Annotated in this window: 26 protein-coding genes; 7 read left to right on the top strand and 19 right to left on the bottom strand. The window is 71.5% G+C overall.

All coding sequences use genetic code 11. From position 1 onward, the window contains the following. The first annotated feature begins 126 nt into the window (after window positions 1-126). Genes JK364_RS03520 through JK364_RS03505 form a run of 4 tightly spaced genes read left to right on the top strand, consistent with a single transcriptional unit; the run spans window position 127 to window position 3,032 of the window. On the top strand, window positions 127-1,290 hold the full coding sequence (locus tag JK364_RS03520; RefSeq protein ID WP_201847377.1) for an acyl-CoA dehydrogenase family protein: 1,164 nt from the start codon (window positions 127-129) through the stop codon (window positions 1,288-1,290). A gap of 53 nt (window positions 1,291-1,343) precedes the next feature. Beyond that, on the top strand, window positions 1,344-1,712 hold the full coding sequence (locus tag JK364_RS03515) for a hypothetical protein (protein WP_201847375.1): 369 nt from the start codon (window positions 1,344-1,346) through the stop codon (window positions 1,710-1,712). Continuing rightward, entirely contained in the window at window positions 1,709-2,461 is a 753-nt protein-coding gene (locus tag JK364_RS03510) for an SDR family NAD(P)-dependent oxidoreductase (RefSeq protein WP_201847373.1), read from the top strand. The genes JK364_RS03515 and JK364_RS03510 overlap by 4 nt, the downstream gene beginning before the upstream one ends. Window positions 2,462-2,486: 25 nt before the next feature. Further along, entirely contained in the window at window positions 2,487-3,032 is a 546-nt protein-coding gene (locus tag JK364_RS03505; RefSeq protein ID WP_201847371.1) for a flavin reductase, read from the top strand. A gap of 5 nt (window positions 3,033-3,037) precedes the next feature. Here JK364_RS03505 and JK364_RS03500 read toward each other — a convergent pair whose 3' ends face one another. From JK364_RS03500 to JK364_RS03470, 7 genes are all read right to left on the bottom strand, one after another. Further along, window positions 3,038-3,973 (bottom strand): NADP-dependent oxidoreductase, encoded by a 936-nt coding sequence (locus JK364_RS03500; protein WP_201847369.1) that lies wholly within the window; start codon window positions 3,971-3,973, stop codon window positions 3,038-3,040. Window positions 3,974-3,978: 5 nt separating this feature from the next. After that, on the bottom strand, window positions 3,979-4,824 hold the full coding sequence (locus JK364_RS03495) for an ATP-binding cassette domain-containing protein (RefSeq protein WP_201847367.1): 846 nt from the start codon (window positions 4,822-4,824) through the stop codon (window positions 3,979-3,981). Then, window positions 4,821-6,620 carry a dipeptide/oligopeptide/nickel ABC transporter permease/ATP-binding protein gene (locus tag JK364_RS03490; protein ID WP_201847365.1) on the bottom strand — a complete coding sequence of 600 codons (1,800 nt, stop codon included), beginning with the start codon at window positions 6,618-6,620 and terminating at the stop codon, window positions 4,821-4,823. Before JK364_RS03490 ends, JK364_RS03495 begins: the two co-directional genes overlap by 4 nt. Continuing rightward, window positions 6,617-7,558, bottom strand: coding sequence for an ABC transporter permease (locus tag JK364_RS03485; protein ID WP_201847363.1), 942 nt, complete (start codon window positions 7,556-7,558; stop codon window positions 6,617-6,619). The genes JK364_RS03490 and JK364_RS03485 overlap by 4 nt, the downstream gene beginning before the upstream one ends. Window positions 7,559-7,577: 19 nt before the next feature. Beyond that, window positions 7,578-9,083: an ABC transporter substrate-binding protein gene (locus JK364_RS03480; protein WP_201847361.1), complete on the bottom strand. Its 1,506-nt coding sequence runs from the start codon at window positions 9,081-9,083 to the stop codon at window positions 7,578-7,580. Between the two features lie 28 nt (window positions 9,084-9,111). Then, a complete protein-coding gene (locus tag JK364_RS03475) occupies window positions 9,112-9,999 on the bottom strand; it encodes a sugar phosphate isomerase/epimerase family protein (protein WP_201847359.1) in 888 nt (295 codons plus the stop codon). 68 nt (window positions 10,000-10,067) lie between these two features. After that, window positions 10,068-11,171, bottom strand: a complete 1,104-nt coding sequence (locus JK364_RS03470; protein ID WP_201847357.1) for a Gfo/Idh/MocA family protein — start codon at window positions 11,169-11,171, stop codon at window positions 10,068-10,070. 316 nt (window positions 11,172-11,487) lie between these two features. On the opposite strand from JK364_RS03470, the gene JK364_RS03465 reads away from it, so the two are divergent. Then, entirely contained in the window at window positions 11,488-12,705 is a 1,218-nt protein-coding gene (locus JK364_RS03465) for an ROK family transcriptional regulator (protein ID WP_201847355.1), read from the top strand. Window positions 12,706-12,708: 3 nt separating this feature from the next. Here the strand turns inward: JK364_RS03465 and JK364_RS03460 are convergent, their stop codons facing one another. The 10 genes from JK364_RS03460 to JK364_RS03415 all read right to left on the bottom strand — a co-directional run bounded on the left by JK364_RS03460 (window position 12,709) and on the right by JK364_RS03415 (window position 21,434). After that, a complete protein-coding gene (locus JK364_RS03460) occupies window positions 12,709-13,521 on the bottom strand; it encodes an IclR family transcriptional regulator (protein ID WP_201847353.1) in 813 nt (270 codons plus the stop codon). Between the two features lie 150 nt (window positions 13,522-13,671). Continuing rightward, window positions 13,672-13,992 (bottom strand): ferredoxin family protein, encoded by a 321-nt coding sequence (locus JK364_RS03455; protein ID WP_201847351.1) that lies wholly within the window; start codon window positions 13,990-13,992, stop codon window positions 13,672-13,674. 1 nt (window position 13,993) lies between these two features. Next, the gene (locus JK364_RS03450; RefSeq protein ID WP_201847349.1) at window positions 13,994-15,016 is read right to left on the bottom strand and encodes an NAD(P)/FAD-dependent oxidoreductase; all 1,023 of its coding nucleotides are present in this window, start codon (window positions 15,014-15,016) and stop codon (window positions 13,994-13,996) included. 181 nt (window positions 15,017-15,197) lie between these two features. Beyond that, window positions 15,198-15,593 carry a hotdog family protein gene (locus JK364_RS03445; protein WP_201847347.1) on the bottom strand — a complete coding sequence of 132 codons (396 nt, stop codon included), beginning with the start codon at window positions 15,591-15,593 and terminating at the stop codon, window positions 15,198-15,200. Then, window positions 15,590-16,126, bottom strand: coding sequence for a MaoC family dehydratase N-terminal domain-containing protein (locus tag JK364_RS03440; protein ID WP_201847345.1), 537 nt, complete (start codon window positions 16,124-16,126; stop codon window positions 15,590-15,592). Before JK364_RS03440 ends, JK364_RS03445 begins: the two co-directional genes overlap by 4 nt. Next, window positions 16,123-16,905, bottom strand: coding sequence for an IclR family transcriptional regulator (locus JK364_RS03435; protein ID WP_201847343.1), 783 nt, complete (start codon window positions 16,903-16,905; stop codon window positions 16,123-16,125). The genes JK364_RS03440 and JK364_RS03435 overlap by 4 nt, the downstream gene beginning before the upstream one ends. 16 nt (window positions 16,906-16,921) lie before the next feature. Next, window positions 16,922-17,785, bottom strand: a complete 864-nt coding sequence (locus JK364_RS03430) for an alpha/beta fold hydrolase (RefSeq protein ID WP_201847341.1) — start codon at window positions 17,783-17,785, stop codon at window positions 16,922-16,924. After that, window positions 17,782-18,744, bottom strand: a complete 963-nt coding sequence (locus tag JK364_RS03425) for a DODA-type extradiol aromatic ring-opening family dioxygenase (RefSeq protein ID WP_201847339.1) — start codon at window positions 18,742-18,744, stop codon at window positions 17,782-17,784. The genes JK364_RS03430 and JK364_RS03425 overlap by 4 nt, the downstream gene beginning before the upstream one ends. Continuing rightward, window positions 18,741-20,090 carry a M20 family metallopeptidase gene (locus tag JK364_RS03420; protein ID WP_201847338.1) on the bottom strand — a complete coding sequence of 450 codons (1,350 nt, stop codon included), beginning with the start codon at window positions 20,088-20,090 and terminating at the stop codon, window positions 18,741-18,743. Before JK364_RS03420 ends, JK364_RS03425 begins: the two co-directional genes overlap by 4 nt. A gap of 114 nt (window positions 20,091-20,204) precedes the next feature. After that, window positions 20,205-21,434, bottom strand: coding sequence for an aromatic ring-hydroxylating oxygenase subunit alpha (locus JK364_RS03415; protein WP_201847336.1), 1,230 nt, complete (start codon window positions 21,432-21,434; stop codon window positions 20,205-20,207). 329 nt (window positions 21,435-21,763) lie between these two features. Here JK364_RS03415 and JK364_RS56855 point away from each other — a divergent pair, with 329 nt between their 5' ends. Next, window positions 21,764-22,717, top strand: coding sequence for a quinone oxidoreductase family protein (locus JK364_RS56855; protein ID WP_201847334.1), 954 nt, complete (start codon window positions 21,764-21,766; stop codon window positions 22,715-22,717). Between the two features lie 89 nt (window positions 22,718-22,806). On the opposite strand, the gene JK364_RS03405 is transcribed toward JK364_RS56855, so the two are convergent. Further along, the gene (locus tag JK364_RS03405) at window positions 22,807-23,205 is read right to left on the bottom strand and encodes a hotdog family protein (RefSeq protein WP_201847332.1); all 399 of its coding nucleotides are present in this window, start codon (window positions 23,203-23,205) and stop codon (window positions 22,807-22,809) included. Further along, a complete protein-coding gene (locus tag JK364_RS03400; protein WP_201847330.1) occupies window positions 23,202-23,678 on the bottom strand; it encodes an FAS1-like dehydratase domain-containing protein in 477 nt (158 codons plus the stop codon). Before JK364_RS03400 ends, JK364_RS03405 begins: the two co-directional genes overlap by 4 nt. Window positions 23,679-23,822: 144 nt before the next feature. Here JK364_RS03400 and JK364_RS03395 point away from each other — a divergent pair, with 144 nt between their 5' ends. Next, window positions 23,823-24,692 carry an alpha/beta fold hydrolase gene (locus JK364_RS03395; protein ID WP_201847327.1) on the top strand — a complete coding sequence of 290 codons (870 nt, stop codon included), beginning with the start codon at window positions 23,823-23,825 and terminating at the stop codon, window positions 24,690-24,692. Window positions 24,693-24,698: the final 6 nt, after the last annotated feature.

Here is a 24,698-nt window from a genome sequence, read left to right as displayed (position 1 = left end):
CTTCATCCGTAGGGGAAATCCCCTACGCGATGTGTCCGACGCCCAATTGAGGCTCATGAGCGCCCGCGCCTAGCGTGTTGACGAGGCGGGCGGGAGAACCGCCCGGCGATGCGAGGAGATTCGCTCATGACGCAGACGCTGGATGCCGCCGAGGCGGCGGCCGCGGGGCGGTCGGCCTCCGGATCGGCGTTCGACCGGGTACTGGACGTGGTCCAACGGCGGCGTGCCGAATTCGAGGAGAAGAGGCATGTGCCACGGGATGTGATCGAGGAATTCAAGAACGCGGGAATCTACCGGGCGAGCACACCGAAGAAATTCGGTGGAGACGCCCTGCCGCCCGCCGAATTCCTCCGGCTCATCGAACGGATCGCGGTCGTCGACGGCTCGGCCGGCTGGGTGGCCAGCTTCGGTTCGTCCCTGATCTACCTGGCCGCGCTCCCACTGCGGACCCAGGCCGAGCTGTACGCCGACGGGCCCGATGTGGTCTTCGCCGGCGGACTGTTCCCGGTGCGGCCCGCCGAGCGGGTTCCGGGTGGCCACCGGGTCTCCGGCCGCTGGAAGTTCGCCAGCGGCTGCCTGGGCGCGGATGTGCTCGGCGTGGGCATCAAGGGCGGGGAGGCCGAGGGCGGCCGCCCGCTCACCGCCGTCCTGCGGCCCGAGCAGGTGGAGATCGTCGAGAACTGGGACGTCATCGGCATGCGCGGCACCGGAAGCCACGATCTGGTGGTGGACGGGGCCGTCGTCCCCGACGAGTGGACGTTCGTCCGCGGCGGCGAGGCCACCGTGGACGAACCGCTCTACCGCTACCCGTCCGTCCCCTACGCCGCCCAGGTGCTGGCCGTCGTCGGCCTCGGGGTGGCACGGGCCGCCCTCGACCACGTCATCGCCCAGGGCGGACGCGCGAGCTACACGGGCGCCCCGGTCCCCGCCGAGCGCGCCACCTACCGCATCGCGGTCGGCCGGGCCGAGGCCCAACTCCGGTCCGCACGCGCCTACTTCTACGAAACCACCGAGGAGGTCTGGGCCACCGTGACGACGGGGGACCCCGCGAGCGCCCGACAGGTCAGCTCGCTGCGGCTCGCCTCCGCCCACCTCGCGAAGACCTCCTTCGAGGTCGTCCGAGCCACCTACCAGCTCGGTGGCATCGCCGCCATCGCGGACGGCGACCCCATGCAGCGCTATCTGCGCGACGCCTCGGTTATCCCGCAACACGCCTTCTTGCAGGAGGGCATGTACGACGGCGCGGGCGCGGTCCTCATGGGCGTCCGGCCCTTCCCCGGCTACCTCTAGCCCTTCCCCGGCCACCTCCGACCCGGCCACTCCCCGAAAGGCAGGAACCCGCCATGTCCGCTTCCCCCGAGCCGCCCCTGCGCGTGCTGTTCTGCATCGGCGTCAACCAGAACTTCTTCGACCTGCCCACGGGCGGGAGCAAGATCGTCTGGGACGGCTTCACATCCATGCTCACGCAGTTGTACGGACTGCCCGGGGTGACCGTCCTCGGCACCGTCGACGACGATCAGCACATGGTCGGCCCCTCCGACTCCTGGCCCTGGACCTGCTACGTCCTCGCCGATGTCGTCGACCAGCCGGCGGTCGCCGCCGCCTGCAACCTCTTCCGCACCGTCCAGGTCGGCGAACACGGCCTGTGGCGCTATATGAAGATCGAGGCGCGCGTCGGCCGTCCGCTGCCCGAGCCGGAGGCCACCCGATGACCACGGAGAATGTCCGCGTCGCGCTCGTGACGGGAGCGGCGGGCGGCCTCGGCGCCCACATCGCCCGCCGGCTGTACGACCGGGGCTACTACGTCGCCCTCACCGACCTGGACGAGTCGGGCGCGGTGAAGGCCGCGGCGGATCTCGACCCGGAAGGCCGCGCCACCGCCGGGCTCGCCCTGGACGTGTGCGACAAGAACGCCTTCGCGACCGTCCGCGATCAGCTCGTCGACCGCTGGGGTGCCGTCCATGTGCTGGTCAACAACGCCGCACTGACCAAGGCCGAATCGCTGATGGACATCAGCCCCGAGAGCTTCGACCGGGTCGTGTCCACCAACCTCAACGGCGCCTTCTTCGGCTGCCAGGTCCTCGGCGCCTACTTCGCCGAACGGGGCTACGGGCGCATCGTCAACATCGCCTCCCTCGCCGGTCAGAACGGCGGCACGGGGACCGGAGCGCACTACGCGGCGGCGAAGGGGGGAGTGGCCACTCTGACGAAGGTGTTCGCCCGCGAGCTCAGCTCGCACGGGGTGACGGTGAACGCCATCTCCCCGGGCCCCCTGGACCTGCCGGTGGTCCGCGACATCATCCCGCCGGACAAGATCAAAAACTTCGAACGCGCCATCCCCGTAGGGCGGTTGGGGCGTCCGGAGTTCATCGCCGATATGGCCGTACTGCTCGCCGCCGACCACGCGGACGCGGTCACCGGCGCGTGCTGGGACGCCAACGGCGGCCTGTACATGCGCTGACGCGCGCCCGGAACACCGTGACCACATGAGCGCATCCGAACCGAAGCAGGAGAGGAGGGGCACCGCCGTGACCCCCGACCGGTCCCAGTTCCGTGAGGCGATGGCGCATCTCCCGGCGGCCGTCAACATCCTGACCACCAATGGCCCGAACGGCCGCTGTGGCATCACCGTCAGCGCCGTCTGCTCCGTGACCGACGATCCGCCGACCGTTCTGGTCTGCGTCAACCGCGGCAGCGCCATGCACGATGTGTTCCGGGCCAATGGCAGGGTCTGCGTCAATGTGCTCGGCGGCGCCCAGCAGGAACTGGCCCTGCACTTCGCCGGGGCCACGAAGGTGCCGATGGCCGAGCGCTTCACCTGGGACGTCTGGGACCGCACCCACGACGTACCGGTTCTCAAGGACGCCCTGGTGAGCGCCATCGGCACGATCGTGGACGCTGTCCCCATGGGCTCCCACAGCGTGCTCTTCGTCGACATCGAGCAGATCCGCACCCGTTCGGGCGGGCAGAGCCTCGTCTACTTCAACCGTGCGTTCCACCGCCTCGACGCCACACCACTGGTACCTGGGTGAGAACGTCACCGAGTCCTGGTCCGCATCTCCAGCACCACCTTTCCCCAGGGGTGGCCGGATTCGACCGCGCGAAGGGCGGCCGGGGCCTCCGCGAAGGGGAAGACCTCCCGGACCCGGGGGTCGAGCCGGCCGTCCTGGACCCGGCGCGCGAGTTCGCCCAGGGCCGCCGCCCGGTTGCCGCGGGACAGTGGCCGGGCGCCGAAGCGAGCCGCGGTGTCCGGGCCGGCGACCGTGAGGACACGGCAGTCGGGGGACATCACCCCGGAGACCGTGTCCAGGGCGTCGCCGCCCACCAGGTCCAGCACGGCGTCGGCACCGTTCGGGAGGGCGGCGGCCAGCCGGTCCGCGGTGTCATCGCCGTCGTACGCGACGGCCGTGGCGCCCAGGGACACCACGAAGTCCCGCTTCGCGCGGGACGCGGTGCCGACCACCGACACCCCCTCCGATGCGGCGAGCTGGGCCGCCGCCACGCCCACGCCGCCTCCGATGCCCAGGATCAGCAATGTCTCCCCGGCGGCCGGGTCCAGCCCGCGCACGGAGTCGTACGCGGTCCCCGCCGCCACCGGGAGCGCCGCCGCGTCGGTGTACGACAGCCCCTCCGGCTTGACGATGGTGAAGCCGGCGGTCAGGACGGCGTGGTGGGCGTAGCCACCGCAGCCACGCGCGCTGCTGCCGAACACCGAGTCACCCACGGCGAACCCCTCGACCTCCGGGCCGAGGGCCACCACCACCCCGGCCGCCTCGCGCCCGAACACCGCGGGGAGGTCGAGCGGGAGGAACGACCGGTGCATTCCCTCGCGCACCTTGAAGTCGACCGGGTTGACCCCTGCCGCGTGCACCTCGATCAGCAGTTCCCCCGGTCCGGGGGAGGGGAGCGGAAGGTCCAGGAAGCGTTCCACGTCCGGGCCGCCGTACGCCGTGAATCCGTATGCGTTGTCCATGCTCGTCATTCTGCCGTCGTGGCCATGAGGCTCCGGCGCCGCTCCCGGCGTTCCCGCTGGCGCTCCGGGTCCGGTACGGGGGCGGCGAGCATCAGCCGCCGCGTATAGGGGTCCCGAGGGTCGCCGGTCACGGCCGTCGCCTCCCCCGACTCCACGATCCGGCCGCGATGCATCACGGCCACGCGATGGCTGACACACCGCACCACCGACAGATCGTGGGTGATGAACAGATAGGCGACACCCGTACGCTCCTGGATCTCCACGAACAGTTCCAGGACCCGGGCCTGGGTGGACAGGTCCAGCGCGCTGACCGGCTCGTCGCACACGATCAGCCGCGGGTCGCGGCACAGGGCCCGCGCGATCGCGACGCGCTGGCGCTGACCGCCGGAGAACTCCCGTGGCAGCCGGTGTGCGGCGTCGGCCGGCAGCCGCACCTGGTCCAGCAGTCCGCGGACCCGCTCCTCGGCGGTGGCGCGGGTGGTGCCCGAGACCAGCAGGGGCTCGGTGAGGATGTCGCCCACCGTCATCGCCGGGTTCAGCGAGGTGTAGGGGTCCTGGAAGACGACCTGGATCTCGGCGCTGAGCGCGCGCCGCTCCCGCGCGCTCAGCCCTGAGATCACCCGGCCCGCATAGCGGATCTCGCCCTCGGCCACCGGGGCGAGTCCGAGCACCGCGCGCCCGAGTGTCGTCTTGCCCGAGCCGGATTCGCCGACCAGACCCACGGTCTCGGCGGGCCGGATGTCCAGGGAGACGCCGTGCAGGGCCCGGAACGGCCGGGCGCGCCGCCCCTTGGTGGCGTACTCCACGACCAGCTCGTCGATTTCGAGCACCTGGGCCGGGGTGGTGTTCATACCTTCTCCTGGAGGGACGTGCCGGTCGCCGGGGCCTGCCGGAGCGGGGTGCGGGGCGGGGCGTCCTCCAGCGTCGAGTCCAGCAGCATGCGGGTGTACTCATGGTGCGGATCGGCGAAGAGCTGCCCGGCCGGAGCGGTTTCCACGACCTGGCCGGTCCGCATGACGACCACGCGGTCGCAGATGTCCGCGACCACGCCGAAGTCGTGCGTCACCAGGATCAGACCCATCCGCCGCTCCTGCTGCAACTCCCGCAGCAGGTCGAGGACCTCGGCCTGGACGGTGACATCCAGGGCCGTGGTGGGCTCGTCCGCGATCAGCAGATCGGGGTCGCAGGAGACGGCGCCCGCGATGAGGACCCGCTGGGCCATACCGCCGGAGATCTGGTGCGGGTAGGCGTGGTAGACGCGCTCCGGCTCGGGGATCCCGACCCGCTCCAGCAGGGACAGGGCCTTCTCCCGTGCCTCCCGTGCCGACAGCTTCAGATGCCGCCGCATCGGGTCGACGAGCTGGGTGCCGATGCGGAAGGCCGGGTCGAGGTTGGACATCGGTTCCTGGGGGACGTAGGCGATGCGGCAGCCGCGCAGCGCGTTCCGCTCCTTGGCGCCGAGCCCCCGCAGATCGCGGCCGTCGAAGCTCAGCCGGTCGGCCTCGCTCCGGCCTTCCGGGGGCAGCAGTCCGAGGACCGCGAACGCCGTCTGGCTCTTGCCCGATCCCGACTCGCCGACCAGGCCGACCACTTCACCACGGCGTACGGTGAGCGACACCCCGTCCACCACGGTGCGCTCGCCGTCGTGGGCGGGGTAGGTGACCCGCAGGTTCTCGACCGCGAGGAGGCTGTCGTCCCCGTCCGCCGGGCGAGCGCCGGGCCGTGCCGTCCTGGGGCGTCCGGGCCGCCGCGCCGCCGGGGCGCCCGTCTCCAGGAGCGCGTCGCGCAGTGCGTTGGCCAGCAGACCGAGCGCCGCCACGGTGATCACGATCGCCAGGCCAGGGGCCACCAGCAGGGAGGGCTTGGTGTACAGGTTGGCGAACGCGTCGTTGAGCATCGCGCCCCAGCTGGCCTGCCCGGCCGAGCCGAGGCCGAGGAACTCGATGCCCGCCTGGATGACCACGGCCACGCCGAACATCTGCGCCGCCTGGATGATGGTGGGTGCCTGCACCACCGGCAGGATGTGCCGGCGCACGATACGGGCGTCGCCGAGTCCGGAGACCCGGGCGGCGTCGACGTACAGCTCCTCGCGCACCGAGGTGACGGAGGCCCGTACGAGGCGGAAGACCCCGGGGGCGAGGATGATGCCGAGCACCGCCATCGTCGCGTTGGTGTCGGGGCCGATCGCGGCGATGGAGACCAGCAGCACCATGATGGCGGGCGCCGCCATGACGAGACTCGCCACCCAGCTGACGACGGTGTCGAGCAGGCCCCGGTAGTAGCCGGCGAGCAGCCCGGCCGGAACGCCGATCAGCAGGGCGACCGCGACGGCGATGAACCCGCCGAGCAGGCTGACCCGGCCGCCGTAGAGCACCCGCGCCAGCACATCCCGTCCGACGCTGTCGGCGCCCAGTAGGTGGCCGCCGCCGGGTGGCGCGAAGGCGTCGGCCAGGGTGGCGCGGGTCGGACTGGCCGAGGTGAGCAGGGGAGCGCAGACACTGGCCGCCACCATGAGGGCCAGCAGGACCAGGCACACCACCGCCACCGGATGGCGGAGCAGCCGGCCCAGCGGATGGCCGCGCCGGCGGGCGGTGTCCGGCGCGGAGCCGGGGGTGCCGGGGGTATCGCGGGTCGCGGAATGCGTCATCGGACACGCACCTTCGGGTTGAGCCAGCCGTAGGCGAGGTCCACCAGCAGATTGACCGCCACGACGATGAGGACGAGGTAGACCACGACGCCCATGACGAGGGGCGTGTCGCCGTTGACGGTCGCCGTCACCGCCGCTGAGCCCACTCCGGGGAGTCCGAAGACCTTCTCGATGACGACGGCGCCGCCGACCAGGGAGATGAACTGCAGGGAGAGCACGGTCAGCGCCGGTGGCGCCGCGTTGCGCAGGACGTGGCGGAAGAGCACCCGCCGCTCGCTCAGCCCCCGGCTGCGCAGGGTGCGCACGAAGTCCTGGCGCAGTACGTCGATGACCGAACCGCGCACCTGCTGGGCGGTGGCGGCGATGGCGCCGATGGCGAGCGAGACGGCGGGGAGGGTGATGGACCGGAGCCAGCCGGAGGGGGAGGAGACGAGCGGCACATATCCGGTGGCCGGGAGCCAGCCCAGCTGGACGGCGAGGGTGGCGGAGAGCAGCAGCGCCAGCAGGAAGCTCGGCACCGCGTACCCGACGATGGCGGTCGCCTGGACCGCCCGGTCGAGCCAGCCGCGCCGTACGGCGGCGGCGATGCCGAGCACCGCGCTGAGGACGGTGGCCAGCAGGAGCCCGCTGACCACGATGGACAGGGACACCGGCGCCTTGAGCACCAGGCTTTCGGAGACGGAGTCACCGCCGAACCAGGAGGTCCCGAAGTCGCCCCGGACCGCGTGGGTCAGCCACTCCCCGTACTGCGTGATCCACGGCCGGTCCAGCCCCAGCTCATGCCTCTTCGCGGCGATTTGCTCCGGCGTCGCCATCGTGCCGGCGATATTGCGCGCGGCGTCGGCCCCGGTGAGGCTCATCATCGCGAACGCCGTCGTCGCGAGCACATAGAGGAGCACCAGACCGGCCGCGACGCGGCGTACGAGAAAGGTCAGCATCGCGTTCTTTCCTTCCGCGTCAGCCGGCGGGGGCCATGGCGTAGATCGGTACCGCGGAGACGAAGGCGCGGGGCGTCACCTTGATCTTCTTGGAGTTGCCCTGGACGGCGTCCAGCACATCCCAGGGCGCGTTGAAGGCGTTGTCCTGGAGGTAGGAGTTGATCTCGCGGAACGCCGCGGTCTGCGCCGCGCCCCGGGCCTTCTGCGCCTTGCCGATCATGGAGTTGAGCCTTGGGTCGAAGTCCTTGGCGGGGTTCCAGGCGGCGCCCTTGGCCAGCTCGGACTGGATGAAGTCCCAGGGCTGGCCGGACTGCAGCTTGAACCATGACATCGCGTACTCGCCGGACTGGAGGGCCGTGAACAGCCGGGTGAACGGGATCTTGTCCACCTTGACCTTGATGCCGATGTCCTCCAGAGCCTGGACCATGACGACCTGCTGGCTGGAGGCGACGGAGGAGACGTCGGGCATGGTGACGGTGAAGCCGTGCGGATAACCCGCCTCGGCGAGCAGCCTCCTGGCCCTGGCCGGGTCGTAGGCGTAGTTGCTCTCGAGGGACCTCTCGTACCAGGTGCTGCCCGCGGTCGCCATCTGCGAGGTGGCGGTGGCGTAGCCGAGGTTGAGCTTCTCGACGATCGTCTTCCGGTCGAAGGCGTGGTTCAGGGCCTGGCGCACCTTCACCTTGCCCAGGGCCGGCACGGTCCTGCCGGTGCGGTCCCAGATGTAGAGGCCCTCGACGCTGTCGGCGTGCGACCTCACCTCCAGGCCCCGGCCCTTGGCGTACCGGGCGGTCTGCGGGGTGATACGGGCCCAGTCGACCTGCCCGCTGAGCAGGGCGTTCAGCCGCGCGGTGGGGTCGCTGATGTTCTTGATGACGATCTTGTCGAAGGGGTACGCCTTCTTGTTCCAGTAGTCCGGGTTGCGGGTGAAGGCGTAGGTGCTGCCGTTGGTCGTGGCGGCCTTGTCCAGCACGTAGGGGCCCGAGCCGACCGGGCCGCCCTTCGCCGCCAGATCCCTGGGACTGGCGATCATGCCTGAAGGGTCGCCGAGGTTCACCACGAGCTGGGGGTCGGGCGCCGACAGGTGAATGGCCACGGTCCGGGGGTTCACGGCCTTCACCGAGTCGATGGCGCGGAGTTTGCCGGCGGCCTCGTTGGTGCCCTCCTTGTTGTGGAGCAGGCTCTTGCGCACCGCGGTCGCGTCGAGCGCCGTACCGTCGGTGAACCGCACGTCCTTTCTGAGCTTCATGGTCAGCACGGTGCGGCCGCGGTCGTAGGACCAGGAGGTGGCCAGGTTCGGATGGGGACGGGCCTTCGAGTCCAGCCGGACCAGGGAGTCGAAGACGGGCTCGTAGTACTGGATGTTGTCGCCCAGGGCGGCGGAGGCCAGGTCCCAGCCGGTGTGGGCGTTGCCGATGGACAGCGTCAGCGTGTCGTCTCCGGTGGCGGACGCCGTGGCGCCGGAGCCGCCGCACGCCGACACGGCCACGAGGGTGAGGGCCACCCCTGCCATGACCATTCTTCGCATGTCGTCCTTCTGCTCTCGGATGCCGTGTTCAGCGCTGCCGCCGGGCCCACTCGCCGCAGAGCCGGACGCTTTCCTCGGGGGTGGCCTGGGCGCCGCGGTCGACCTCGATCACCAGCCAGCCGTCGAAGGTGTCGGGCAGCGCGGCCAGGGTGGCGGGGATGTCGACCGAGGCGTGGCCCGGCTCGGCCCACAGCCCGGCCAGCACGGTCTGCTGGTAGGTCCATCCCTCGGCACGGCCCCGCTCGGCCACGTCGGCGTGGAAGTCCTTGATGTGCAGGGCGGCGACCCGGTCGGCGTAGTCGCGGATGAGGCCGGTGACATCGGCTCCGGTCCAGCCGAGGTGGCCGATGTCCGGGCCGAAGGAGAGGACGTCCGCGGCCACGCCGTCGAGGATGAAGCGGGTCTCCTCCTCGGTCTCCGCCCAGGTGCCGATGTGCGGGTGGAACGCGGCGGTGACGCCGTTCGCCCTGGTGGTCTCGCCCATGCGGGCGAACACCTCGCGCACCCGCTCCAGCCGTTCGGGAGTCGCCTCCGCGCCCACGGCGGGGCGGTGCACCCGGGGGGCCTGCTTGTTCATGCCGGTGGCCACGAAGACCGTGGGCAGGCCCAGCTCGGCCATCTGGGTGCTGACGCGGTCGGTCTTGTCGAGCAGTTCGCGCAGGCTGCTCTCGTCCTCCGGGAGGGGGCCCGAGATATAGCCCGGGGCGGGTGCCAGACCGTGCTCGTCGAGCAGCCGGCCGTATTCGGCGGCCGTCATCCCGGTGGGCACGTCCGCGTGCACGGCGGCGATGCCCGCCTCGTGGATGACCTTGAGGCGCTCGGGCAGGGGCGGCGCCAGAGCGGGGTCGATCCAGCCGTCGTCGGTGGCGATCCACTGCAGGGGGTTGATCGCGATCCTGTCGTGGCGAATGGTCATGAGGGTCCTTTCCCTTGAGGCCGGGGCGGTGGGGCGGATGGGTGGACGGGCGGGTGAACGGGCGGGTGTCAGACGGTGAAACGGGGCTGGGGGCGCTCGCAGGAACTGCTCAATGTCACGGACCGGCCCTGCTGGGCCGAGCCCTCCAGCGCGCAGAGCGTTTCGAGCACATGGAAGGCGAAGGCGGCGTTGGCGCGGTGCGGGCCGCCCTCGACGGCGTTCGCGAGGTCGCGGACGCCGAGCCCGCGGCGGGACTGCTCGCGGGTGCCGACGGCGCCGAAGAGTTCGAGGGCCGGTTCCAGGACCGTCCAGTCGCCGGCTCCGTGCCGCCGGAGCCGCACATCGCCGTCGAAGTGGTTCGGGTTGGCCAGCGAGAGGGTGCCCTCGCTGCCGTAGATCTCCAGGTACGGCAGGTCGCTGTCCCAGACGTCGAAACTCATCTGGGTGGTGGCGATGACACCGGAGGCGAAGGTGAGCACCGCACCGGTGTGGGTGGGGATGGTGACCTCGATGGTGTCCACGGTCCGTTCGGGCGCGGTGACGGTGCGCTCGGGCACGCCTATGCGGGCGGCCGCCGAGACGGTGGAGACGGGGCCGAGGCAGTTGACGAGGATGGCCAGGTAGTACGGACCCATGTCCATCACCGGGCCGCCTCCCGGCTGGAACAGGAAGGCCGGGTTCGGGTGCCAGGTCTCGGCCTTGCTGTGCCCGATGAAGGCGGAGGCGCCGATGGGCGTGCCGATCAGGCCCGAGTCGATCGCCTTGCGCGCCGTCTGGGCGGCGCTGCCGAGGAAGGTGTCCGGCGCCGATCCGAGGACCCGCCCGGTGCGGGATGCCGCCGCGAGGACCGCTTCGCCGTCGGTGACCGTGGTGGCCAGCGGCTTCTCGACGTAGACGTGTTTGCCCGCTTCCAGGGCCGTGATGATCGTACGGGCGTGGTGGACCGGCGGCGTCAGGTTGACCACGATGTCCACCGAGTCGTCGGCGTACAGCCCGCGGTCGTCACCCCAGGCCGGGATGGAATGGTCGGCGGCCGCCTGCTTCGCCCGTGCCACATCGACGTCGCCCACGCGCACGATCTCGAGCTCCGGGTAGCGGGCGAGACCGGTGACATACCGGCCGAAGATGTTGCCGCTGCCCAGGATGCCGATGCGATGGGTCTGTTTGGCCATGGCCGTGGGTTCCTCTCCCAGGAGTGGTGCGGGGGATGGTGGGGTTTGCGAGTGATCGGCGAACGTGTGCGGTGTGGCGGTGCCTTGCCGGGGCTCGCGGTGTCGCGTCGAGCGGTCCACCGCCCGTGACTTCGGGAACGGGGGCGCCAGCGGACTGCCCTCTTCCGGCGGTTGAGTAAGGCGTGTTCGCGTCGCCTAACACCTTCGTTTAGTTCGGCTACCCCGAACAAGAGGCGGTTGTTAATTTTTCTCGCAAACTAAAAACGTCTTAAAGAGGGGCTGTTCCGGGGTGATCCACGACGGCTAGGTTGGGGAAATGCGTGAAGGTGACGGTTATTCCGCCGATCAGGCGCTGCTGCCCGCGGTCCCCGTCGGACTGCGCAGGGTGCTGGACCTCGTGTTGGCCGGTGAGGCGACCAACCGGGCCGAGATCGCGCGGCGCAGTGGTCTGGCCCGCTCCACCGTCGGCCAGCAGGTGGACCAACTCCTCGGCCGCGACATCCTGGAGGAGCTGGAGTCCAGCGAATCGGTGCGCGGGCGGCCGCCACGGCTGCTGACCCTCAGCTCGCGCGCGGGAACCATCGCCGTCGCCGATGTGGACACCCTGGACACCAGGATCGCCATCGCCGACCTCGACGGACGGCTCATCGCCCAGGACACGGTGACCGTGCGCATCGACACGGGGCCGGAAACGGTCCTGGAGGTGGTGTGCGAGCGGCTGCACGCCCTGCTGGAGCGGTCGGGGCGCGATCCGGACCGGGTCCGTCAGGTGGTGATGGGGCTGCCCGCTCCCGTGGACCGGGAGCGCGGTTGCCCGCTCAGGCCCAACGGCATGCCGGGCTGGGACGGCTACCCGGTCGCCGAACGGCTCCGCGCACGGTTCCGGGCCCCCGCCCAGGTGGACAATGACGCCAACCTCATGGCCCTCGGCGAGGCCGTTCAGGCCCGGGCCGAAACCCCGGTGCTCTGCCTCAAGATCGCCAACGGGATCGGAGCGGGGCTCATCACCGCGGAGGGCCGGATCTACCGCGGCGCCGACGGCGCGGCCGGCGATGTCGGCCACATCCGGTCCCTCGGCGGCGGCACCGCCCTGTGCACCTGCGGCAATGTCGGCTGTGTGCGCGCCATCGCCTCCCACCGCGCCGTCCTGCGGAGCCTGGACATCCCCGAGTCCACCGAGGAGGACCCGCTGCACGGGGTTCACGAGCTCGCGGAGCGCGTCGCGGACAACGACCCGCCCGCCGTCCGGGCCCTGCGGCAGGCGGCCACCGAGATCGGCGAACTCGCCGCCATGCTCGTCTACATGTACAACCCCCGCACCCTCGTCCTCGGCGGCCCGCTCAGCGATCTGCGCGACGACCTGCTCTCCGGGGTGCGCGCCGTGGTGTACCAGCGCGCCCTGCCGCTGGCCACCCGGAATCTGACCATCACCACAACACGGCTCGGCGCCGCCTCGGCCGTGCACGGGGCGGTGGCCCTCGCCACCGGGGACGTCTTCAGCGAACGGGGAATAGCCCGGCTGCTCGTCGACTGAGGGCTACGGCTCGGCGCGATACGCCTCGATCACCGCGAGACGGGTGGTGACGGCCTCCGAGGCGTTCCGCAGCGCCGCCAGCGTACGGGGGACGTTGTGGCGTGCCGTGGCGGCGACGACCGACAGCGCGCCCAGGTAGGCGCCGTCTTGGGGCCCGCGGATGGGCACGGCCACGGCGGAGTAGCCGAGGCGGTGCTCCTCGGAGTCGGTGGCGTAGCCCTGCTCCTGGATGCGGGCGAGTTCGCCCGGGAGCCGGTCGGCGGTGAGGGTGCGGGCGGTCATCCGGCGCATATGCGGGACCAGCCGCGCCAGCGGGTACTGATCGGGGAGCAGGGCCAGGGTGAGCTTTCCCGGGGCCGTGCTGTGCAGCTGGAGCAGCCGGCCGCCGATCGAGGCGCCGGCCCGGTTGCGGTGGCGGCCGGCGTTGTCGATGCACAGCAGGTCGGTGCCGTTCGGCACGGACAGGCTCACGGGGCTGTCGAGGGCCTGTGCGAGGTTTTCCATGACCGGCCGCGCGGCGTGGCGCAGGGTGCGCTGACGGGGCGCGCGCAGGCCGATCGCGTACAGCAGGAGGCCGAGCCGGTAGTGGGAGCCGTCCCGCTCCAGCAGCTCGCTGGCGACGAGGTCCTGGCACAGCCGGTGCACCGTGGCCTTGGCGACCCCGGTGCGCGCCGTCAGCTCCGTGAGGCTGAGGGAGAGGTCGCCGTCGCCGAAGGCCGACAGGATCAGCCCGACCTTGCCGAGGACGGACTTGGGGGACCGCCCGTCCGGCTCGGCCTCTCCGCCGCTGCCACGAGGCACCGCCGCAGTCGTCACGACATGCCCTCCTCGCCTGCCGGTGTGCCTCGATCAAGGCCGCCATGTGTGCTGAGGATGGCCAATATAGATATCTTTTTGCCTGGTAGGAATGGTGTCAGGGATCGGAATTCGGCGGAGGTCAACCCGATCTCGCGGCCGGTGATCCGCTCACCCGCCCCCCACCAGGGCCGTGTCGGCACCCAGCGGGCCGACCGGCCCGGCGCCACCGGGGGTCCCCAGCGGGGCGTCCCGGCCCGGCAGGACCTCCTCGAAGAACCGCCGGTTGTCCGCGCGGTGCTCGGGGTCCGCCTTGCGGTCCACGGTGATCGCCTGCTCCGGGCAGGCGATCTCGCAGGCGCCGCAGTCGATGCACTCCACCGGGTTGATGTAGAGCTTGCGCTCGCCCTCGTAGATGCAGTCGACCGGGCACTCCTCCATGCAGGACCGGTCCATGATGTCCACGCAGGACGCGCCGATGACGTAGGCCATGTCAGTTCTCCTTCTCGGTGGAATGCCCGGGGAACAGTGCCGCCTCCGGGTCGATGACCGTGGCGGCGTTGTTGACGGCGGTGGCGGCCTCGCCGAAGCCGACGGAGATCAGGCGCACCTTGCCCGGGTAGTCGGTGATGTCGCCGGCCGCGAAGACACGGGGCAGGTTGGTGGCCATACGGGTGTCCACGGCGATCCGGCGCGCCTGGAGGGTCAGGCCCCACTCCCGCAGCGGGCCGAGGTCCGCGAGGAAGCCGAGGGCCGCCACCACGGTCTGCGCCGGGAGGCGGGTGGTGTCCTTGGTGGTCCGGTGGCGGATCTCGACCTCCTCCAGGTGCGCGGCGCCGTACAGGCCGCTGACCTCGGAGTCGGTGAGCATGTCGATGCCGAGCGCCTGGACCTTCGCCACCGACGCGCGATGGGCGCGGAACCGGGCGGTGCGGTGCACCAGGCGGACCGAGCGCGCCACGGGGGCCAGCAGGGCCGCCCAGTCGAAGGCGCTGTCGCCACCGCCGACGACCACCACGTCATGACCGGCGTGGGCGGCCGGGTCGGGTACGAAGTACACCTGACCGCGGCCGAGGAAGTCCTCCCCGGCCGGGAGCGGGCGGGGGGTGAAGGTCCCCACGCCTCCGGTGATCACGACAGCCCCGGCGCGTACCGCCGTCCCCCGGTCGCTGCGGACCACGGGCAGTCCGTCGCCGTCGTAGTCCAGCGCCACCGCGCGGTGGCCGAGGAGATAGCGGGTGCCGTGCGCCTCCGCCTGCGCCACCAGGCTGTCCACCAGGTCGCGACCGCGCACCGAGGCGAATCCGGCGATGTCGAAGATGGGCTTCTCCGGGTACATCGCGCTGATCTGGCCACCCCGCTGGGGCAGCACATCCATCACGGCCACGCGCAAGCCCCGGAAGCCCGCGCAATAGGCGCCGTACAGGCCCGACGGACCGGCGCCGATGATCAGGATGTCCGTCTCGACCACCGCCGCGTCCTCCGCGGCGACCGGCTCATCGTTGAGAACGCTCATGGTCGAGGAGCGTAGGCAGGACGCGATCACGGTCCAACGGAATCGGTCCGCCTGCCGGGACAAGGCCCCAACCGATGGCCAGGCGCCATGTGCCCCGGACACGCCGAAGCGGTGGCGCCCAAGGCCCCCCACAGCCCTGTGTGCCACCGCTCCCGCTCCCGCGCCCGGACGCCCCGGGCCGTCACCCGGCGCGCGTCACCTCCACCGTCCCCGTGACACACTCCGAGCCGTCGGCCTTGAGGATGCGCGCGTCGAGCCGGATCAACGCGCCCTCCACCGACGACACCGTCGCGGCCCAGGTCAGCCGCTCACCGGCCACCGCCGTGGCGACATTGCGCCAGGCCACCGACTCCAGCCGGGCGCCCGGCCCGGCCCACTCCAGGGCGTGCCGGCTGAGCATCTCGCCGTGCAGCGTGGACTGCACGACGGCGTCGGGAAACCCCTCCGTGGCCGCGTACGCGGCGTCGTAATGGATCCGGTGGGCGTTCCACGACACGGCGCTGAAGCGGAACAGCTGCACACTGGTGTGGGCGTACCGGCGTGGCGGACACTCCGCCCCGACAGCGGGCGCCGTCATCGGTCACCTCCGGTGGCGTCGAGCACCACGATCGTCTCGTCCACGGCCGCCAGCTCGCTCCCGTCGGGGTACAGAAACCGGGTGCGGACACCCAGCAGGACGAACTCGCCCGACCGCCCGTGCTTGTGCCGCGCGGAGACGACCGCACGGGCCGCCGTGATCCGGGTCCCGGCCACCGGGGGCCGGACCAGGCGCACCGACTGGCCGCCGTGCACCTGGCGCACCGGGAGGCCCTCGGTGCACGGCGACTCCCGCCGTGCCAGGCCATCCGGCCGCAGTTCGTCCTCCGGCGGGCCGTCCTCCCAGCTCATGGTGGCCGCGAGGAACAGGGCGGGCGCCTCGACGGGCCGTCCGTCCGCCGCCAGGGCGCGGGCCCGGCGGATGTACCCGCCGTCGTTGAGGGCGGCCGCGTAACGGCAGAAGTCCTTGACCGCCGGGGTGCCGCAGTCCTCGTCCCGCCACCGCCCGATCAGCTCCCGCGCCCGTGCCAGCACCTCTTCCAGAGCGGGGGAGGACACGGCGGGCGCCGTCACAGCGCCGACCTCAGCGAGCGGCTGATGCCGAGACCCGCCGTACGCAACGCGCTGGCGTGGGCGATCGCGTCCACGCGATAGGTCGGCGCCGTGATCGACAGGGCCCCGGCGAGGGCGTTCTGCCGCCCGAACACCGGTACCGCCATGCTCATATAGCCGAGCCGCACCTCCTCCGCCTCCGTGGCGATGCCCTGCTCGCGGACGCGGTCCAGCTGGCCGCGCAGCCGGCCCGGCGAGGTGATGGTGTGGCGGGTGACCGGCTTGAGGCCGTTCCTGACCACCTCGCCGAACAGGGTGCCGGGGGAGTGGGCGAGGATCGCCTTGCCGGTGGCCGTGCAGTGCAGCGGAAGCCGCCCCGCCACCCGCGACTCCTCGCTCAGCCCCCGGTGGGGCAGGATCTTCTCCAGATACACCACGTCCAGTCCGTCGTGGATGGCGAAGTGGATGGTCTCCCGCGTGGCCAGCAGCAGATCCTCCATGTACGGCTGCGCCACCTCCCGCAGGATCCGCTGCCGGTGCACCCGCTGCCCGATCTCGAACAGCCGCAGCCCCAGCCGGTAGTTGCAGCCCGCCCGCTCCAGCGCCCCCCATGCGACCAGCTCCTGGGACAGCCGGTGGACGGTCGCCTTCGCCACGCCGGAGCGGCGCACCACATCGGCGAGCGAGAGCGAGTCGTCGTCGGCGGTGAACGCCTCCAGGATGGACCGGACCTTGCCGAGGACGGAGTTCATCGAGTCGGGACAGGCTCTGGTGGCGTGGTCGATGGGGACGACGGTCATGGCAGGCACCTCACGATCAGGTGGTGGAGGACGCGGCGAGGAACTCCAGGCTGAGCGGGTTGTACAGATCCGCCTTCTCGTGCTGCGGCCAGTGACCGCACTCGTTGAAGATCTCCAGACGGGCGCCGGGGATCGCGGTGGCGATGGCCTCGGCCTCCGGTACGTCCCCGAACGGGTTCTTGTTGCCCCAGACCACCAGCGTCGGCGCCTTGATCCGGGCCATGCGGTCGGGCCGCAGCAGATTGCGCTCGCGGGTGTCCGTCTCCTGGAGCGCCAGCAGATTGTGCAGGTTCCGCTGGAAGTCCGGGTGGTGGTAGATCTCGTAGCGGATCCGCGTCAGCTCCTCGCCCAGCTCCTCGTCCCAGTCGGCCCACAACAGCCGCAGACGGTCCCGGGTGAAGGAGATGTCGTCCTCCAGGGAGGCGCTGCGGGTGGACTTCTTCAGCCGCTCCATCACCGCCGGATTGACCTTTGTGCCGCCCATGCACAGCAACTGGAGGGAGGCGACCCGGTCCGGGTACTCGCTCGCGGCCCACGACGAAACCCAGCCGCCCAGCGACTCGCCGACCAGATGGGCGCGCTCGGCGCCGACCGCGTCCAGATAGGCCATCAGGTGCTCGACATACGCCGGGATCTCGCCCGGCCGGTCCGGCTTGCCCGTGTAGCCGTGGCCCAGCATGTCGATGGAGTGGCAGCGGTAGCGCTCGGCGTGCGCCGGGATGTTCCGTACGAACGCCTCCAGATGGCCGGTGGTGCCGTGCAGGAACACCACATGCTCGCCGTCCTCCGGGCCGGCCTGCAGCGCGCGGGTCGTGATGTCGCCGGTCTTCACATAGGCGTGCCGGTAGTCGATGCCCGACAGTTCGGTCCAGATGCTCATGACTGCCTTTCGCTGTTCTGTGTCTGCGCGGGGTCGAGCACGGCGACCCCCATGCCGGTGAGCCACTCGGGCATCGGCTCGTAGGCCAGACGCCGGCCCGGGATGTGGTCGAGCAGCGCGGCCATCAGCAGCCAGGTGCGCAGCTCCTGTGCGCCGTTGCCGGCCACCCGCTCCAGTTCCGCGGTGGTGTACTCGGTGAGGCGGTGGGCCTGTCCGCGTTCCAGCCAGGACAGGAACTCCTCGTCGAACTCCGGGTTGAGCGCCGCCTCGGCGGCCCGGATGATCTCGCGCCGCCGCACGTCGTAGTCCTGCCAGTTCTCCCGGCCGTTCAGCCAGGCGCCGACCATGAACTCCTCGTCCTCGCCCCGCGGGTCGCGCCAGTCCGGCCAGGGCAGCCGGTGGGACAGCCCGCCGGAGCCGATGACCGCCACCCGGCGGTCGCCGGGGAACGCCAGGACCGCCTCCCGGATCGCCCGGCCGAGCCGCTCGCAGCGGTCGAGCGTGGGCAGCGGGGGCGCGAAGACGTTCACCACGAGCGGTACGAGGTCGACGTCGAGCCCGTCGAGCAGATACTGGACGGCGTGCGACTGGCCGTGGTCGATCTGCAGCCGGGCGGAGAACGCCACATCGAAACCGGACCGCTCCACCAGCGCGCCCGCCAGGTAGAGGGACAGCTCCCGGTCCACCGGCTGCGGGCCCTTCGGGGTGCCGGACTCGCCGCTGGCGAGGCACTCGTCCACCCCGAGGGTGAAGCTGGGGATCAGGTCGAGCCAGAATCCCCGGAAGTGGTTGGAGCCGATCAGGACCACCGTGTCGGGGCGGGCCGCGGCCAGCGCGTCGCGCGCCTCGCCGAGCGCGTCCCGGAACCGCTCGGCGCGGTCCTTGTGGTACGTCTCCTCCCAGTGGGTGTTCATCAGCGTGCTGTGCGACGCCCCGACCCCCAGCACGATCTCCGTCATGCCACGGCTCCTTCCGCCGCCTCGGCCACCTCGGCGCGGGTCCGGGTGACGGTGTCCACCGCGGTACGGATCAGATGGCGGGTGAGCCTCTCCATGGCCCGGAGCGACACCGTGTTCATGCCGCGGGCGAAGTCGATCTCGAACGGGGCCTCCGCCACCTTGGGCATGCCGATCCGCACCGTGGGGATGCCGCGGCCGCGCAGGATGTTGGCGTCGGTGGCACCGCTGTTCCCGGCGATCACCTCGTGTGCGCGCCCCTCCAGCGCCTCCCAGGCCGCCGTGGCGCTGCGGTTGATCCACGACCCGCGCGGTGTGCGGGTGCCGGGGATCGCCAGCACCATCTCCGCCCGGACGTCGAGACCGGGCGAGGCGGCCCGCAGGGCGGCCAGCGCGTCCATGAACTCCCGCTTGGCCCGCATCGGTGTGATGTCCGGGCTGATCCGCAGGTCCACCATCAGGGTGCACACGGCGGGGGTGACCGCCGCCATCCGCGGCCAGCCGCCACGGATCGACGAGACGATGCCCTGCGGTGCCACCGTGCCCGAGGTGTGCCGCTCGGCGTACTCCTCGAACCACTTCTCCAGATACGCGGCCACCTCCCCGGCGCGGGCGATGGCGTTGTCGTACGGGAGCCGGTGGCGGGAGCCCGCGTAGGTGTGGGTGCCGCCGACCGTCACCTCGAACCAGACCAGTCCGACCTCGTCCCACGAGACGGTCCAGCCGGGCTTGGCGATGACCGCGTAATCGGTCCACACGCCCTGCTCCAGCAGGAACGAACACCCGGCGCCCTGGCCGGTGTTGTGGCGGGTCCCCACGGGCCGGGCGTTGGTGGGCATCCCGCCCGCGCCGAAGGCCGCCACCAGGTCACCGGTGAGCGGGACACCGGCCCGGGAGATCGCCTCGGTGGCCATCATCACGCACGCCGCGTGCCCCTTGGGGTTGGAGGCGCCGAGCCCGGTCACCAGGTCGTCGTACACGGTGGCCGCGGGCCGCATGTCCTCGCGCAGCTCCGGGCCGATCCACGGCACGTCCTCGCTCTCCTCGCCCACGGTCAGGGTGTCGATGGGGGCGTAGAGCATGAGGTCGGGGCCGGTGCCGTCACCGGTCAGCCGCCCCCAGGCGTTGGCCTGCCGGTCGTCGAGGGGCTGGGCGGCCGCGTGGCAACCGGAGGCGCGCAGGGTGTCGGCGATATGGGTGGCCAGCGGGCCCTCGTCACCGGTGGGGCTGGGAATGTCCACCAGGCCCGTGATCAGTTCGCGGAGCCGGCCGGCGCTGATGTGGCGGGCGGCGTCGAGTGCCCAGGAGCGCCGCCGCTCGTCCAGGCCCGCCAGGCCGTCGGCGCTCACTGGTTGATCCTGTGGACCTGGGTCATCGTGGTCCGCGCGATGCGCTTTCTGGCCAGCGGGATCCCGACGGCGATCGCCGCGCCCAGCAACAGGGTGAACAGTTTGCGGAACATGTCATGCCTTCTCTTCGGATGCGGAGGCGGATGCGGATGCGCCGCCGGCCGCGGCCAGCTTCTTGCCGTACTCCTCCTCGCTGAGGTTCCGCCAGGCGGTGAGCGAGACATCGGGCCGGTAGAGCTTCTCCGGCGGCGCGTCGGTGACATCGACCATCCACGCGTCCTGGCCGGAGAACTGGCCGTGGAACAGCCAGCGGATCGCCCCCAGGTACTTGGCGTAGAAGCGCAGGGTGTCCCAGCCCTCGGTGAAGTTGACCATCACCCCGACATAGCGGTGGTTGTTCTCGTCCACCGGGACGTAGAACTCGTAGTGGATGAACTTGGGGTAGGCGATGCGCAGCACGCCCGGCATCGACAGAGAGGCGAAACCCGGGAAGTCCTGGGCCTCGATCGTGGGGTCGACACTGTCGGCCTTGCCGGTGTTGCCGATGTTGAAGGTTTCCTTCGGCGGCTGCATCTTCCACCAGCGCTTGTTGGTCCAGCGGCCCACGCCGGGGTACTCGGCCTCCCAGTGGACCTCGTCCTGGACCCGGAAGATCCAGCGGCCACGCGGCACGATCCGGGTGATGTTCCAGGTCGGCATGGGCTTGAACAGCCGCCACAGGGCCGTGCGGTGCAGATACTTGGCGTGGCCCTCGTCGAAGCCGTTCTCGCAGGCGAACCGCCAGTTGCCACCGCGCGGCTCGATCCGCCCGCCCATCACGAACGCGTTGCCGACCAGCTCCTCCGGAAGCTGGGAGTCGATCGGATGCGGCTCCTCGTCGGCGATCGGGATGTACACCCACACCATCCCGAGGCGCTCCTCGACCGGATAGGTGCGCACCCCCAGCTTCCCGGTCAGCCGGCATCCGGGGCCGTCGGTGATGACCGCGGACAGCCGCCCGGTGGGCAGGTCGAAGGTCCAGCCGTGGTACGGGCAGCTCACCGTGCCCGGAAACTGCTGATTGCCCTCCGACAGCGGCACACCGCGGTGCGGGCACCGGTTGTGCAGGGCGTACGCGGTGCCGCTGTCGCGGATCAGCGTGATCCGCTCACCGCAGACGGTGAACGGCAGCGGCTTGCCGGTGATCTGGCTGGACCAGGTGACCGGGTACCAGTAGCCGCGGAAGCCCGCGGCCGCACCGTCGTAGTGGGGCCAGGACGACCAGTCCTGGCGGCCGGGTCCGGCCGGTTTTCCGCGGCGGCTCCGGGCGGGGGTGGCCGTGTCGGGAGAGTCCTCGACCGTCATCGTGCGTGTCCTCCTGATACCGGGTGAACGGTGGACCCGAGCATCCGGCCCGGCGCGGATCCGCCCAAGGGATCCGGTCCGCTGAGCAGACCGCTGTGCTCCTCCGGCGGACGGCCGGACGGTGGGACGGTCGGCGGCCGGACGGTGGGCGGCTGAAAGGCGGGGCGGCCGGACGGGGCGCCCGGATGGGGCGACCGGACGGCGGCCGCGGCGGGGCGTCCCGCTGAGCGGACCCCGTCCGGTGCGCGGACCGTGGGACGCGGTCTAGCGTGCGCGGCGTCCGCCCCTCCCCGAACCGGGCCGTGAGCCCGTGGATACGGAGCGAAAACGTGAGCCACCCGACGTCACAGTCCCTGGTGCTGGAGGAGTTCGGCACCCTCCCGCGGCTCGTCGAGCGGCCGGTACCCGAGCCACGCCCCGGCCACACCCTGGTGCGGATGAAGGCGGCCGCCGTCAGCCACCTCGATCTGAACGTCGTCGACGGCAGGTTCGGCATCCTCCCCGATCTGCCGTCGGTGCCCGGAACCGAAGGCAGCGGCATCGTCGTCGCCTCCGATACCCACCCCGAGGGGAGCCTGGTCCGCCTCCGCGGCAAGGCACTCGGACTGCGCCGCGACGGCACCTGGGGCGGCCACGCGCTGGTCCCGGACGCCGCTGTGGAGGCCGTGCCCGAGGGCACGGACCCCGCCCTGGCCTGCAGCTACTTCTCCCCGGCGGGGACGGCATGGGCCTCGGTGCACACCGTGGCGGGCGTCCGGCCCGGGGAGCGGGTCCTGGTGACCGGGGCGGCCGGTGCGGTCGGGGCGCTCACCGTGCAGGTCGCGGCCCGGGCCGGGGCCGAGGTGATCGGCGTGGTGGGCCGCCCCGCCAAACTGCCGCACGTCCCGGCCGCCGCCAAGGCGCTGCTCGCCGCGGACCTGTCCGCGGACGCGATCGGCGGCCCGGTGGACGTCGTCGTCGACACCGTGGGCGGGCCGGTCCTGCGCGACTCCCTGCCGCTGGTGCGCCCCCGTGGCCGGGTGGCCCTCGTCGGCTACACCGCGGGCCGTGAGTTCACCGTGGACCTGGCCGACTTCCTCCTCGCGGATGTGTCGCTGCTGCCGGTGAACCTGATGACCCGCGGCCAGGAGGTGGCCGCAGACACCCAGCGGCTGCTCGGCGACCTCACCTCCGGCGAGCTGACCCTGCCCGTCGAGCGCCATCGCGTCGACGGGCTGGCCGAGGCCGTGGCACGTCTGCGGTCCGGGGAGGCGGTGGGCAAGGTCGTCCTCGACCTCGGCTGAACGATCCCGGACCTCGGCTGAACGGTTCCGGACCTCGGCTGAACGGTTCCGGACCTCGGCTGAACGGTCCCGCGCCGGGGCGGGGCCGGTCACCCCATCAGGACCACGGCCCGGCCCCGGCAGCACACCACATCGCCCCGCCCACCGTGCTCGACCAGATCCAGGGTGACCCGCCCCGTCGCCGGATCGACGGCGCCGACCGTGCCGCACACCACGAGCCGCTCCCCGGCCAGGGCCGGTGCCCGGTTCTGCCATTCGACCTCCAGGACCCGTCCGCCCGGACCCGCGAACGACGTGGCGGCGCGGTGCATCAGACAGCCGTGCAACTGCGCCATGACGACCGGGCCGTCCAGCCCCTCGGATCGCGCGAACCCGGTGTCGTAGTGAATGCGATGGGCATTGCGGGTGACCGCCCCGAACCGCAGCAGCGTGACGGCGTCCGGGGTGAACTCCACCGGCGGTACGGGCTGTCCCGTGCGCACACTCATCGGACGATGAACCTCTCCCGCACCCGGGCGAGCGTGCCCCGCTCCGCCGTGTACGTCTTCTCGACGGTCAGCAGCAGAAACGGCGTACCGCTGCCCTTGCGTTCGACATCCGTGAGAACACGGCGGACCGCGATCCGGTCGCCCGCCCGCACCTCGCCGGTGAACCGGACCTCCTGGCCACCCGCCATCAGCCGGACGTCCAGGCCGTCGGTGCCCGGGACCTCGTCGCGGTACATCCCGTCCGGCCGGAACTCGCCCTGGCCGGCGCCCCCCGCGCCGCGCAGCAGACTCACCACGTACAGGGGATGGACGGTGAATCCGGGGTGGCCGGGGTCGGTCAGCCGCGGGCCGGTCTCCCCGGCCGCGCGCGCGAACTCCGCCGCGTCCTCGGCCCTTACGACCCCCAGATCCCGGTGCTCCGGGCGGCCGATCACCGCCCTCGCCCGTTCCTCGGCCACTTCCCACGCGGACATGTGCTGCCTTTCTGTGGACGCGAATCATCGGGGACTCGATGAGCCGGGAGGCTAGCCACCGCCCGGAGGCCCTCACCACGGGACCGGCCCGCTCAGCGGACCGGTCCGCTTGGGCGGAGATCACCGGCCGCACACCATCGGGACATGGACCTCATGACCATCCAGAAGCCGCCGGAGGGCGCCTACGCGGAAGCGGACGGCGTCACGTACCACTACACCGAACTGGGCACGACGGGCAGGCCGACGGTCTTCCTGCACGGCGGCGGCCCCGGGTGCACGGGCTGGTCCGACTTCGGCCAGGTGGCACCGCTGTTCGCCGAGGACCGTCACTGCTACCTCGTGGACATCCTCCAGTACGGCAAGTCCGGCAAGTCCGTCATCGAGGGCCCGATGTGGGACTACCACGCCGCCAAGACGGTCGCCCTGCTCGACACCCTGGGCATCGAGCGCGCCGACTTCGTGTGCAACTCATGGGGCGGAACCATCGCGCTGAACCTGGCCGCGAAGTACCCCGAGCGGGCCCGGTCGCTGACCGTCACCGGCAGCATGCCCGTGTTCCACGGCCCGCTGGCCCCGCTGCCGGAGGGCGGCCGGCGTGGCCGCAACGCCCGCGACGTGTACTACGGCGGCACCGGCCCCTCCTGGGAGAAGATGCGGCAGCTGATCGCCCGCCTGGAGTGGTACGACCCCGACGCCATCCCCGATGACACCGTCACCCTGCGCTATGAGCAGAGCCTGGACCCGGAGGAGACCGCCCTCGCCGGAGCCTCCGACAACCCGCGCGGCGACTGGCAGGACCTCACCGCAGAGCTCGGGGCCATCCAGGCGCCCACCCTCTTCCTCTGGGGCATGTACGACGCGTTCCTCACCCCGGACTATCCGCTGATGCTCGCCCGCATGGTCCCCAAGGGCAATCTGCACATCATGCACCACGCCTCCCACCACCCCCAGGAGGAGCGGCCGCACGCCTACTACACCGCGGTCACCGGCTTCCTGAACCAGCAGCACGACTGAGCATCC

The sequence above is a fragment of the Streptomyces endocoffeicus genome, assembly GCF_016741935.1.
GTDB classification, from domain to species: Bacteria; Actinomycetota; Actinomycetes; order Streptomycetales; family Streptomycetaceae; genus Streptomyces; species Streptomyces endocoffeicus.
The sequence above is the reverse complement of the archived record's forward strand: the minus strand, read 5'-3'. Positions and strand labels throughout refer to the sequence as shown.

Bases quoted from the DNA above. Each gene is read 5' to 3' on its own strand.
- JK364_RS03520 (WP_201847377.1), top strand. From the start codon at position 127: ATGACGCAGACGCTGGATGCCGCCGAGGCGGCGGCCGCGGGGCGGTCG.
- JK364_RS03515 (WP_201847375.1), top strand. From the start codon at position 1,344: ATGTCCGCTTCCCCCGAGCCGCCCCTGCGCGTGCTGTTCTGCATCGGC.
- JK364_RS03510 (WP_201847373.1), top strand. From the start codon at position 1,709: ATGACCACGGAGAATGTCCGCGTCGCGCTCGTGACGGGAGCGGCGGGC.
- JK364_RS03505 (WP_201847371.1), top strand. From the start codon at position 2,487: ATGAGCGCATCCGAACCGAAGCAGGAGAGGAGGGGCACCGCCGTGACC.
- JK364_RS03500 (WP_201847369.1), bottom strand. From the start codon at position 3,973: ATGGACAACGCATACGGATTCACGGCGTACGGCGGCCCGGACGTGGAA.
- JK364_RS03495 (WP_201847367.1), bottom strand. From the start codon at position 4,824: ATGAACACCACCCCGGCCCAGGTGCTCGAAATCGACGAGCTGGTCGTG.
- JK364_RS03490 (WP_201847365.1), bottom strand. From the start codon at position 6,620: ATGACGCATTCCGCGACCCGCGATACCCCCGGCACCCCCGGCTCCGCG.
- JK364_RS03485 (WP_201847363.1), bottom strand. From the start codon at position 7,558: ATGCTGACCTTTCTCGTACGCCGCGTCGCGGCCGGTCTGGTGCTCCTC.
- JK364_RS03480 (WP_201847361.1), bottom strand. From the start codon at position 9,083: ATGCGAAGAATGGTCATGGCAGGGGTGGCCCTCACCCTCGTGGCCGTG.
- JK364_RS03475 (WP_201847359.1), bottom strand. From the start codon at position 9,999: ATGACCATTCGCCACGACAGGATCGCGATCAACCCCCTGCAGTGGATC.
- JK364_RS03470 (WP_201847357.1), bottom strand. From the start codon at position 11,171: ATGGCCAAACAGACCCATCGCATCGGCATCCTGGGCAGCGGCAACATC.
- JK364_RS03465 (WP_201847355.1), top strand. From the start codon at position 11,488: ATGCGTGAAGGTGACGGTTATTCCGCCGATCAGGCGCTGCTGCCCGCG.
- JK364_RS03455 (WP_201847351.1), bottom strand. From the start codon at position 13,992: ATGGCCTACGTCATCGGCGCGTCCTGCGTGGACATCATGGACCGGTCC.
- JK364_RS03450 (WP_201847349.1), bottom strand. From the start codon at position 15,016: ATGAGCGTTCTCAACGATGAGCCGGTCGCCGCGGAGGACGCGGCGGTG.
- JK364_RS03445 (WP_201847347.1), bottom strand. From the start codon at position 15,593: ATGACGGCGCCCGCTGTCGGGGCGGAGTGTCCGCCACGCCGGTACGCC.
- JK364_RS03435 (WP_201847343.1), bottom strand. From the start codon at position 16,905: ATGACCGTCGTCCCCATCGACCACGCCACCAGAGCCTGTCCCGACTCG.
- JK364_RS03430 (WP_201847341.1), bottom strand. From the start codon at position 17,785: ATGAGCATCTGGACCGAACTGTCGGGCATCGACTACCGGCACGCCTAT.
- JK364_RS03425 (WP_201847339.1), bottom strand. From the start codon at position 18,744: ATGACGGAGATCGTGCTGGGGGTCGGGGCGTCGCACAGCACGCTGATG.
- JK364_RS03415 (WP_201847336.1), bottom strand. From the start codon at position 21,434: ATGACGGTCGAGGACTCTCCCGACACGGCCACCCCCGCCCGGAGCCGC.
- JK364_RS03405 (WP_201847332.1), bottom strand. From the start codon at position 23,205: ATGAGTGTGCGCACGGGACAGCCCGTACCGCCGGTGGAGTTCACCCCG.
- JK364_RS03400 (WP_201847330.1), bottom strand. From the start codon at position 23,678: ATGTCCGCGTGGGAAGTGGCCGAGGAACGGGCGAGGGCGGTGATCGGC.
- JK364_RS03395 (WP_201847327.1), top strand. From the start codon at position 23,823: ATGGACCTCATGACCATCCAGAAGCCGCCGGAGGGCGCCTACGCGGAA.